General features: G+C 35.2%; 8 protein-coding genes. 5 read left to right on the top strand and 3 right to left on the bottom strand.

Going from position 1 to position 12,045, the window contains the following annotated elements:
• Positions 1 to 78: 78 nt before the first annotated feature.
• Entirely contained in the window at positions 79 to 834 is a 756-nt protein-coding gene (locus tag KC460_04795) for a hypothetical protein (protein ID MCA9770658.1), read from the bottom strand.
• Positions 835 to 935: 101 nt separating this feature from the next.
• Positions 936 to 1,574: a hypothetical protein gene (locus KC460_04790; GenBank protein MCA9770657.1), complete on the bottom strand. Its 639-nt coding sequence runs from the start codon at positions 1,572 to 1,574 to the stop codon at positions 936 to 938.
• Positions 1,575 to 1,883: 309 nt separating this feature from the next.
• Here KC460_04790 and KC460_04785 point away from each other — a divergent pair, with 309 nt between their 5' ends.
• From KC460_04785 to KC460_04765, 5 genes are read left to right on the top strand one after another with little or no spacing between them, the layout of a single operon-like run.
• Complete coding sequence (locus tag KC460_04785; protein MCA9770656.1) at positions 1,884 to 3,035, top strand: hypothetical protein; 1,152 nt, start codon at positions 1,884 to 1,886, stop codon at positions 3,033 to 3,035.
• A gap of 5 nt (positions 3,036 to 3,040) precedes the next feature.
• On the top strand, positions 3,041 to 5,935 hold the full coding sequence (locus KC460_04780; protein MCA9770655.1) for a hypothetical protein: 2,895 nt from the start codon (positions 3,041 to 3,043) through the stop codon (positions 5,933 to 5,935).
• Positions 5,932 to 7,554: a pilus assembly protein PilM gene (gene pilM, locus KC460_04775; protein MCA9770654.1), complete on the top strand. Its 1,623-nt coding sequence runs from the start codon at positions 5,932 to 5,934 to the stop codon at positions 7,552 to 7,554. Before KC460_04780 ends, pilM begins: the two co-directional genes overlap by 4 nt.
• Positions 7,554 to 8,111, top strand: coding sequence for a hypothetical protein (locus KC460_04770; GenBank protein ID MCA9770653.1), 558 nt, complete (start codon positions 7,554 to 7,556; stop codon positions 8,109 to 8,111). Before pilM ends, KC460_04770 begins: the two co-directional genes overlap by 1 nt.
• Before the next feature lie 14 nt (positions 8,112 to 8,125).
• Complete coding sequence (locus tag KC460_04765) at positions 8,126 to 10,690, top strand: hypothetical protein (GenBank protein MCA9770652.1); 2,565 nt, start codon at positions 8,126 to 8,128, stop codon at positions 10,688 to 10,690.
• On the opposite strand, the gene eno is transcribed toward KC460_04765, so the two are convergent.
• Positions 10,687 to 11,940 carry a phosphopyruvate hydratase gene (eno, locus tag KC460_04760; protein MCA9770651.1) on the bottom strand — a complete coding sequence of 418 codons (1,254 nt, stop codon included), beginning with the start codon at positions 11,938 to 11,940 and terminating at the stop codon, positions 10,687 to 10,689. The genes KC460_04765 and eno overlap by 4 nt on opposite strands.
• Positions 11,941 to 12,045 lie beyond the last annotated feature (105 nt).

Below are 12,045 nucleotides of genomic sequence, written 5' to 3'. Positions count from 1 at the left end.
GGTAAAGTTGAAACAAAAAAAATACCCTGCAGATTGCAGGGTATTTTTTTTGTTTCAACTTTACCTTATATTCACACATTATACTTCATAATTCAATTTAAAAAGTCCAAACTGATACCATTTCCATTTAAAGTCTTCGCCGTTATCCATATTTTTATATTTATCTTTTGCGTTTAACCAACATGTATGTATCAAACCTTTAATAACACCTTTTGCCAGCATACAAGCAGGTTCGTGCGCAATGCCTAAGTTGCGCTTTGACCATTCTGATAGCGTTTTTCTTAGTGGTAAGTTTTGATAAATCATTTCTACAAGACTCCCACGTACAATACCCTCAACCACAGACCACCCTAATGGCGCTGTGAAAGAAAAAGTACCTTTACTCATCGCTTTTTTACCATTATCACTCGATTCAGAATTATCATCCGAATCATCTGAATTATCATTATTAAAATAATTACCATTATGGCCTCTATTACGCGAATTTTTACTAGCACACACATTGCTCACACCCTCAATAAAGCCTTCTTCCACACCCGCAAAAAGAATTTCTTTATTAAACACAGTAAAACCAAAAATCTTTTTCTCATAAGAATTATAACCACTTTCTCCTGTTTTACTCATCAATGATACTTTGGCCACAGTACTTACAAATTGTCTCATTAATGCAAATGCAAACCACTTTGAGATTTCCTCAGAATTGCTTATGCAATAACCCTTTTCGTTCCAAAAACACTTAATATTGTCAAAACCCATACCAAATGTTATACCTGACGAGCCAAGACTAACTAAGGTAAAAAACAATAAAAAATGCTTGCGAAAAAAATATTTCATAAAACTCCTTAAGGTAAAAATTATCTTACTAAAATAGTATATTAGCACATTTTTATTATAACAAAAAAACCACTCATAGACGATTGTTTCAATATGAAAATTCAAGGTGAAAACTCAAACTTATAAATTTCGAATTCAAATTTATTGCTAGTTCCATCAACTTTGCGAAGACAATAATTTTGCATATTTAATAACACGGTTTGTATAAGACCCTTTGCAATACCCTTTGCAACACAGGAAGAAACGTAGTAAGCACTAGGATCATTGCGAAAAAGTTTACATTTTGCCCATTCAGATAGTTTATCTATAAATGGCAAATTTTGATAGATTATTTCTGCGACGGCACCCCTAATAAAATGTCGAGCACCTTCTTTTGCTATAATTGATACATCCTGCATTATCGTATAATCCCCATTGTTGTATCGCCAACAATCTATTTCTTTTTTAACTGGAACTATCATGTCAAATAATCCTGCGCTCAGAATTTCTCGATTAAATAAAATGATAGAACCTATCTTATAATTATCGTCGAATACTAATACTTTAGGTACATAAGGTATACGCATCTTTTCGCTGAAGCACACACTTTTGTATATAATAGTAGATGCCTGTTTTAGAGATAAACATGCAACCCATGATGCAATGCATTCTTTGCTTACCTCAGCATTCATTATACCTGACGAGCCAAGACCAACTAAGGTAAAAAACAATAAAAAATGCTTGCGAAAAAAATATTTCACAAAACCACCCCTGTAATATTCCAAATAATACAATATTGCTATTATATTCATATAATACAATAAAATAATTATACTGTAAAATATTACACAATTAAAACAGAAAGGCTTTATATAGGTATTTATTCCATATATAAAATCTCATTTCCCTTTTTCAAGGCAAATATTGCATAATAACACATGCAGTAAAAAAATAGTTCTTAATTTGGTTATAGTAAAAAGGTGTAAAAATAGGACTAAACTTGACAACATAAAGCCATCAACGGTATCGTGTGAATTAGCAATAGGCAAATAAATCAGGGAATACTCAAGATGAAACAACCGTTGTGGATCATAAACAGCACGCTCCTTTTTTTATTTATGTTACTGTTAGGCTTCGTATATTTTACCCAGGAGCGTATTCCTTATCGAGAGGATATCCAACCTGAAGTATATATAAAGCCAACCAAAGAAGCTATTTCTAAAGTAAACATTGAAAAGATTTGGCAAAATGATTTATTTAATACCTATCAGCGACCTCCGCAACCAATAGAAGTTGTCGAACAAATTCCATTACCATTACCGCCAGCACCACAAGCGCCAGCAATACCAGCAGTGCCAAAACCAGAATTTTTAGAGCCACTTGATATTACCCTTAAGGGCATCATGATTTTGGTCAATGATGATAGCCGTAATCGTGCAATAATTGCCAACAATAAATTAGAACGAGAAGGGTTGTATAAAGTTGGCGATATGATTGAAGACGCACAACTGCTACGCATTTTTAATAACAAAGTTATTTTCATTCGCTCAAATGGCCAGCAAGAAGTATTATATCTACGCGAACATGATGCAAAAATGGATCCTGCATATGCGTTGATTGGCGGCTGGAATGAAGTTATACAAAAAGTAACAGAGAATAACTATTTACTCAGCCCAACAGCATTTAGCAAACGAATTACCAACCTGGCACAGTTTATTGATATGCTTGATCTCACAACAGTATATAAAGAAGGTAGAAGTATTGGTATACGTGTTGGTCAAGTTGCACAAGACTCATTGGGAGCTCTATTGGGATTACTACAAAATGACATTATACTAACCATCAACGATATTGGCGCTACCGATACAGCAAGTAGATTTACATTATATAAAATCGTTACTGCTATGGGGGAAGATGACATTATTACTGTTACACTTTCAAGAAACAACCAAAATGTTTCAATTAAATACACATTAAGAGATTTCAAACACTCAGAAGGCGCTACCCCAGAGCCAGTAGAGGGCGAACAAGAAGTACAACCACCAACACCTAAATCGATTGAATTGCCACCTGAAAAGTTAGAGGAAGAACAAGTAAAGGTCCTCAAAGAACAATATAAACTTGCACCAACGGTTAAGCAAATACGTGCGCGAGAGCGCAGTAATATGGTGCATCGCGGTAAATTGCCACGCAAGAAAGAGAAATTTAAGTTAACCGAGTAAAAAATATGAAAAAAATAGTATATAATTTGTGGATACTTTTTATTCTCAACAGCTTTTTGCCTATACAGCTGTATGCTATTAAAAGTCGTCGAGCGCGTCGAAGTCAACATGCGCAAAAACAAAATAATACGCGCATTACGGATCTAACAACTTTTCTTACACCTCAGGCTAAACAAAAAATAAATAAAAAAGAAGGAAGGTATAATGATCTACAAGGAATTATAGATACCGACATACTACCAAATGGGCAATCTCTTGCTCAAGATATTGGTACATTACAGGCAACATCACCCCCACAAAAAGAGCAGCCCGAATTTGATAATCAAGACACCATACCCCCAATAAAGCAAAATATTCCAACACAAGAGTTTGAACAAAAACAAGAAATCAATTTAGAGGCTGAAAAACAACTAAAAAACGACCTTGAAGATATTGAAATTGAGCTCGCTCAAGAAAAGGATATCATTGAATTTCATTTTGAAGATGCTGATTTAGAGCAACTTATTACACAGATTGAACAACTGTTTGATATTAACTTTATCCGCGATGATGCACTTAACCCATTACCAGAAGGTGGTAAGGCAATCAGGGGAAATAAAATTTCATTCAAAACACGCAAAGCTCTCAACAAAAAACAAGCATGGGATTTATTTATTACCTTTTTACGGCTAGCTGGATTTGCAATTGTACCAGAACCAAACCAAAGATTCTATCGTATAACTCTTTTAGATAAAGCAAAACGAGATCCCGTTCCAATTTTTATTGGCACAAACATTGAACAATTACCAGACAACGATCAGATTATTCGTTACGTATACTTTATCGAAAATAGCACCATTGATGTTATTAAGTCTGTTATAGAGCCATTGCGTAGCAGCACATCATCACTGACATTTTTATCTGATATTAACGCATTTTTAATGATTGACCACGCATACAATATTAAAAGCTTGATGAATATTATAAAAGAGCTCGATAAGGTCAGTATGCCACAATCAATGTCTGTATTGAAACTACAACGTGCTGATGCTCAAGAAGTACAACAGCTATATGAAACCCTTATACAAAAAGAAACCAGTCCACCATCACGATTGTTCCCACGCAAAAAACCAACAGCACGCTACTTCCCAGAAAATACTCGTATCATTGCAGAGCCACGTACTAACGCTCTTATTCTGTTAGGACCGCAAGAAGCAATTAAACAAATTGAAAACTTTATTTTAAAACACGTTGATGTAGAAATTGATCGCCCATACTCCCCATTAAAAGTGTATAGTCTCAAATACGCTGAAGCAGAAACAATCGCTAAAATAATGAATGAAACAGTACAGTTTGGTAAAGAAACTCAAGCGGGTAAGGTTGGTGGTGTACGGGGCGGCGATAAATACTTACGCGATATTACCTTTACTGCTGAACCAAAAACAAATCGTTTAATTATCAAGGGAGAACAAGAAGATTATGAAAAAGCAGTAGAGATCATTAAGAAACTTGATGAACCGCAACCACAAGTTGCTATTGAAGTACTTATTCTTGCTGTACAATTACGGGACAATAAAGAATTAGGAGTTCAATTGCGCTCACGACAAAGTACTGGTGGCAATAGCGGTCTGCTTAGTGATAAAATTAAATTTCAAACATCTGGTTTACGTGCAGGCGGAACAGCAAAAAGTATCGTTACCAACTCAGATGGCAATGGAGTAACTCGTTTGCTTGGTGATTTAATTAATTTAGTAGCTGGTGCACCAGCCGGTAATACTATTGTTACACTTGGTCAAGATGCATTTGGTGTATGGGGTATATTCCAGGCATTACAAACAATTAGCAATACAGAAATTCTTGCAAATCCCTTCTTGGTTGCAACAAATAAAACAAGCGCTTCTGTATCAGTTGGTGAACAACGGCGCGTTGTTACTGGTACCATTATTGGTACAAACCAAACTGATACATTTGGAACAGAACCGGCACAACTCAAAGTAACTGTTACACCACAAATAAATTCTGACGGCATGATTATTTTAAAACTTAATATTCTTATTGAAGCATTCACGCCAGATTCAAATCAAGTAAACGTTGCAAAAACAACACGTGAGATTGATACCGAAACAATTGTTGCGGACAAAGAAGTATTAGCGCTTGGTGGGTTAATTCAAAACAGAATTGATAATAACTTAAGTAAGACACCATTGCTTGGTGATGTACCAGTTCTTGGCTGGTTGTTCAAAAATAAACGTAAGGCACAAGATAAAAACAATTTATTAATACTTATTTCTAGCCGCATAATTGAACCTAAAAAAGAGCAAAAAATAGAAACATTTACTCAAGAAAAAATCACTGGTTATAACGGTATGCTCAGCTCTGTTGAAGGTGTATATCAACGACGTGATCCAATTCACCATGCATTCTTTGCAGAAGATAATGATAGTACATCAAAAGTTGTTGATGATTTCTTATTCCAGCGACATCATGATACAGACGGTAATCTAATAAAAAATAAAAATGAAAAACCTCGCAGACGTGGACGTCGCGGTCGCAAAAAACAAAAAAAATGGGAAAAACAGCAGCTGTTAGTGCAGAAAAGACAAAAAGAAAAAGCACAACAACAGGCAGCATTGATAGCTCAGAGTAAGGAAACAAAAAATTCAAGACAAAAAGAAAAATTGCACGTGCAAAATATACAGCTTGTACAATCACGAACAAAAAATATATTGAGCAATAGTATAAAGCAAAGCTTACCTAATGCCACCCTGGTTAGACACCAGCATAAAAAAAGGAGTCAACAAGAAAAAAATAAAAAAGTATCAGAGAAACAACAGTTGATTACACAACTAGCACAAAGAAAAAAGCATTCACTTGCAGATTTCTTTTCTGATGGTAGTAGCGGAGGAGGGTCAACAGCGTGATAAAAGATGTCTTCATTCCGGAAAAAGTTGGCTTATACTACGTAATTCCTAAACGGATTATTGGTGTGGATATTGGTAAAACACAAATTAGCGCTACCGTTATTTATATGAGCGGAACAAAAGCAACAGTGGAACAATGCCTACAAGAAGCAATCATAACAAATAACGAGTTACATTATACACAGCGCGTGCAAGAAACGCTCAAAAAGCTCGTCCAGCAACTGCCAAAGTGTGATGAAGTGCGCAGTGCACTGCCAAGCTCAGCAATTGTTTTTAAAAAATTAAAATTACCATTCACTAATTATGATAAAATTAAAATGGTTATTGGCTATGAAGTAGAGCCTCTTCTACCATTTTCCGTTGACCAAGCTGTCATTGATTTTGTTATCACACATACAAACCAACAAGAACATAGCGCAGAAATTTTGGTGGCTGCTGCACAAAACAAAAAAATTATTGATCATCTTGCATTATTTGAAAATACTGGAATTGAACCACAAACAATTTCTGTTGATCTTCTTGCTCTTTATGGCCTTTATGTCCAGATTGAAGAGTATAAAACATTGCAAGATGCTGTCGCATTAATCGACCTAGGCACGCATGAGACGCGAATTGCCTATATTGATAATGGCATATTACGTTTTGTCAGAACCCTTCCAAAAAGTATTATTGAATTAGCAAAAACAGTGAGTACTATCAACAAGAGTACTCCTCAAGAATCTTTGGAGAATATGATTCGATTTGGTGTTGCACCAGGAGCTGACTTTACTGAAAAAAAAGTATTAATAGAAACGCTCAAAACCTTTTGGAATGAAATTAATTTTACTCTTACTTCTTTTGCAACACAGACACAACAAGCACAAGTCAAACATATCTTTATTCTTGGTGGTGGAGCTCAAATGAAAGGTTTGATAGAATTTGTAACAGATTTGCTCAAAATACCATGCAAACACATGCAAATCAATCAATTATTTACTAACAGATCAATCTCATCAAAGAAAACGAGTGAGCTAGCTAACCATTGTATTATGAGCACAAGTATCGCACTACCAAATGCTGTAACAGACCAATTTAATTTGCGCCAAAAAGAATTTATTAGCCATGATGCACGGCTTATTTACAAACAATTAATTACTAGCGCACTGTTGCTTGTGTTGTTACTAGGGGGTTTGTTTCTCCACAGCTTTTGGCAAATGCGTAAACTAAGTAATGAAATACAAAGCTCAGAGAGAGAAATAATAAGTACTATAAAACAAAAGTTCCCACAAATACCGAAAGAAGATAAAGACTTAGAAGATATTATTAATAGCGCACAACAAAAACTTGTTGAAGAAGAGAAAGTATGGTTTGCGTTTTCTGGCTCTGCACGTTCATCGTTTTTAACTTACCTACTTGAGCTATTTACACGACTTGATAGACAAACACTCGGCTTACAAGTAGAACAAATAACTATTAAGGGAGAGATTCTCATCCTCAAGGCAGAGGTAAAGGACCACCAAGCACTTAAAATTCTTGAGCGAGACTTGCGCGCATCACCGTTGTTTGAATATGTAGAGGGACAAGAAGATCCTAAGTTCACCATGAGGATACGATTAGCAAAAACAAATAAAGGGCACTAATGGCTATTATCGACTCTATCGTTGCCTTTATTGAAGGCTTAGAAGAAAAAGATTTTTATAAATACACTGCCATTACTGGTCTTATCGTGGCAGGAACCATATGTATACTAATATTCCGACACTACTATACAATTGGTTCATTAACTAAACATATCAATGTAATAAACGATTTACGTGAAAATGCTAAATCAGTACTAGATAAATTTGTTATCGTAGAACAACAACGCAGTGATGTTGATGCTATGATCACACAAGAGCCAAATTTTAAAATTGGTGGTTATATGAAAGAATTACTGGCAAAGCAAAATCTTGCTAATAAGAAAAAGATGGAACAATATTTGCCAGTAGATCGTCAAGATAAATACAGAGAAACAATACTAACAACACAATTTGTAGACATGACTATGCAAGAACTGACTACACTACTCAATGAGATTGAACAAAAGGAACGGGTATATACTAAATCACTAGAAATTACACAATCAAAAATACCCGGTACTATTGAGGTAACCCTTACCATTGCAACATTACAACCAAAAGAACAATCAGCGGGATAAGTGGAGTACATGCCATGAAAAAATTAGTAGTATCACTTTTTGTTATTATTATAAGTTTTCCTATCATAATACATTCTATAGAAAATCTCACTGAGACGCATCGAGTACTTGAACAAAAGCTTAATAATAAGCAAAAAATATGCAAGAGTGGACGTAAAAAAAGATATATCAAATTTGATTATGAAAACGAACCACTGATAGATATTATTAATTTTTTAGCTGCAGAAAAAAATATCAATATCGTATTACCCACAGGAAACGATGCAATCAAAGTAAACACAAACTTGAGCATTAATCAAATATTAACACTCCAAGAAGCCTGGAATATTTTACTTGCATTGCTTGATATTGCTGGATATACCATTATACCAAAAGCCAATATCTACATGGTAGTAAGAAATAATAAAGAAATAACGAGAGAATCATTGCCAGTGTATGTTGGAACACCAGTTGATAAACTGCCAGACAATGATCAACGTATTCGCTATATTGTTTACCTGAGCAATATACAAGTAACAACAGATGTTAACAGCACGCTTATGCTTCTTTTGAAAGAAATTCTACCTGACACGGCAAAATTTCAAGTTGATGAAGGCACTAATGCCCTTATTATAAGCGATAAGGGAAACAATATCCGCTCAATCATGCGTGTAATTCTGGCACTTGATCAAACTACTTTTCAAGAAAAATTAGAAATTATCAAACTTCGTTATGTTGATGCTACTACCATAGAACAACTTTTTAACCAGCAAATTTTGCAAATAGAGCAACGAGCACGCCGTTATCATTTACGTCAGCAGAAACAACAACAAGCAGACTTTTTCTCCGATAATATTAAAATTATTAGTGAAGAACGCACAAATTCACTCATTTTACTCGGAAAAAATGAAGCTGTTGAGCGTGCAAAAGATTTTATCTTTAAATATCTTGACGTTGAGCTTGAATCAGGCAAATCCATCTTACATGTTTATCAGCTGCAATATTTACGAGCGGAAGAATTCGCACCAATACTCGACAATATTATTCGCTCAGCACGAGGAGGAAACCAAGCTGCGGCACAACAAGCACGTGCTGGTAAAACATCGTCCGGCATTCGTCGTTTTTTTGACGAAGTTATTATACGCGCAGATAAACCAGAAGGTGTCGACGAGGAGGGAAAATATTCTGGAGGCAACAAACTAATTATTGCTGCGCGCAAACAAGACTGGAAGCAAATTGAGAAACTAATAGAAACTCTTGATATACCACAACCGCAAGTAATTATCGAAGTACTTATTGCCGATCTAACCATTGATGATACTCGTTTACTTGGTAGTCTGACTCGTAATCCTGATGTAGTTCCATTACATAGCGATATAAATTTTCAATCTGCGCAAGCAGGACAAGTTGTTCTTAATAACGCAACAAATCCAACCACCGTAAAATCTGATTTGCTCGGTAATGTGCTGACAGATGCAAGCAATAACCCAACAAGTATTGCTGCAAGTTTTCCTGCAGGCACTTCATTGATCGAACTCAATGATAGTGACGGTACAACATGGAATCTACTGGCAATATCAAAACTATTTGATCACCGAAAAGTAATCTCTCATCCACATGTTGTTGCTACTAATAATAAAAAAGCTATTATCACCGTTGGCGAAAGTCGCCTAGTAAATGATGAAGCGTCTGGTAGTACTGGCGGTACAACCACCGCAACTAAAAGACAAATTGATGCTAATTTAGAAGTAAAAATTACACCACGCATCAGTTCTGCAAACAGTGTAAACCTACAAGTTCAAATTACTATTGCAGAATTTAGGAGTAGTAATATTAGTGATGCAGATAAACTTAATCGCGAAGTAATCACTAATGCAAATGTTGGTAACAAGGCAATTCTTGCACTAGGTGGCTTAACACGTGTTGACACAATTAAATCAGTTAATGAAACACCGCTGCTTGGCAAAATCCCAATACTTGGCTGGTTCTTTAAGAATAGAAGTGGTATTGCAAATAAAACAAATTTAACAGTCTTTATTTCCCCAACAATTGTCGAACCACGTCTACGTGGTGGAGTAAGTAGTTATACAAAAGATTATATACATGTTGCAAAACAATACGCCAATGAAGGTATGTTGTTTGAGAACCTTAGAGATCCAATTACCCGCTGGTTCTTTGGTACAGAGGGTACTGATTCAAAAAGCTCTATGGACACATTTACTTCACGCGATGAACTTATTACTACCGAAGGCTTAGAGCTTGCTCATCTTCCGATACCAAAACAAACAAAACAATCAATTACAACACGCAATTCGCTCAGAACAACATTACTTAAAGATGATGATCTTTCACTTAATATTGATATTGATAGTTTTACTAACAAATATAATAAAAAAGAAATACCAATACAGAAAAATAATCGCGATGATAAAACAGTAAGCAATGAAAAAATTATTGGAGTTAAACACAAGCCAGTTATAAAAGACCACATTTATCCACAAACATCTTATTCTAAAATTTCATCTAATAAAAAGGCAAAAGAAGAGAAAGAACTTAAAGCACTGCTAGAAAACGCCGAAAATCCATTGGCTACCATTTAACTCAACAGCGACATCACAAGAGAATCCTCGATTTGTAACATTCGGTTATATTTTGCTAAACGCTCACCACGCGAACAACCACCAGCCTTAATATGATTGGCACTCACACCAACAGCAAGATCAACAATAAATGCATCGTTTGTCTCACCAGAACGATGTGAAATGATTGTATTCATATTATGCTCTTTGCAAAGTTTGATTGCTTGTAATGTTTCGGTAAGGGTACCAATTTGATTTGGCTTGATAATTGCTGAATCTGCAATATTTTCTTCAATACCGTGAGCGATACGATATGGATTAGTTGCAAAAATATCATCGCCTACTAAATGGATTGATTCGCCAAGCTTTTTGCTCAATACTTCCCAACCATCCCAATCATTTTGGTCGAGTCCATCTTCAATTGAATAAATAGGATACTGCGAAGTTAATTTATCATACTTTTTGATAAGTGTATCGCTACTTATTTTTCTCTTATGCCAACAATATTTCTTCTTTTCTAGATCATAAAAACTAGAAGCTGCAATATCAAGCGCAATAACAAAACCACCTTCTTGCTCATCACCACTCAACCTAATTGCCTCCATCAAAAGATCAAGTGCCTCTTCTTCATTTTCCAGATCTGGAGCAAAACCCCCCTCCTGCCCAACAGCAATTCGTTTACCTTTATGTTGTAATAAATATTTTAGCTGATGATATACCGTTGTTGCAGCCTCTAAGCATAATTTAAAGTTTCTTCGCCCTGTGGGAATAACCATAAATTCTTGAATCATCAAATTGTTATCAGCATGAACACCACCATTGATGATATTAAACATTGGCACTGGCAGTGTGACTGATTCAAAATCACACAAATGCGCAATAAACTCAAATGGCTCAATACCATTGACATATGCTTGTGCTTTACACAACGCTATGCTCACTGCCAACATTGTATTAGTGCCAAGTTTTGACTTATCTTCGGTTCCATCTAGATCAATCATCCATAAGTCAGTAGAAACCATATCCGGTTCTTTACCAAGAATCTGTGGAGTAATAACATTTTCAATTATTTCAATTGCTTTTTCTACACCTAAACCAGAAAGTCTTGTTCCACCATCGCGTAATTCAACGGCCTCATGTGCACTTTTTGACATACCTGATGGAACAGAAGCAACAACAAAGCTATTGTTTTCCAAAACAATCTGACACTCAATAGTTGGGTAGCCACGTGAATCAAAAATCTCTCGGGCACTAACATTAATAATTTTCACTTAATCACCTTTTTTAAAAAAATTATGTTTTAGAACCTATCCCAAAATTAAAATCTTGAAATAATTTTGTAAAAAAAGGAAAATCTCGCTGATAAAAAGATGTTA

It is taken from the genome of Candidatus Dependentiae bacterium (assembly GCA_020431705.1).
GTDB lineage: Bacteria > Babelota > Babeliae > Babelales > Vermiphilaceae > JAGQHQ01.
The sequence above is the reverse complement of the archived record's forward strand: the minus strand, read 5'-3'. Positions and strand labels throughout refer to the sequence as shown.

Excerpts from the sequence above, each read along its gene's own strand:
- KC460_04795 (MCA9770658.1), bottom strand. The coding sequence starts at position 834 with ATGAAATATTTTTTTCGCAAGCATTTTTTATTGTTTTTTACCTTAGTT.
- KC460_04785 (MCA9770656.1), top strand. The coding sequence starts at position 1,884 with ATGAAACAACCGTTGTGGATCATAAACAGCACGCTCCTTTTTTTATTT.
- KC460_04780 (MCA9770655.1), top strand. The coding sequence starts at position 3,041 with ATGAAAAAAATAGTATATAATTTGTGGATACTTTTTATTCTCAACAGC.
- KC460_04770 (MCA9770653.1), top strand. The coding sequence starts at position 7,554 with ATGGCTATTATCGACTCTATCGTTGCCTTTATTGAAGGCTTAGAAGAA.
- KC460_04765 (MCA9770652.1), top strand. The coding sequence starts at position 8,126 with ATGAAAAAATTAGTAGTATCACTTTTTGTTATTATTATAAGTTTTCCT.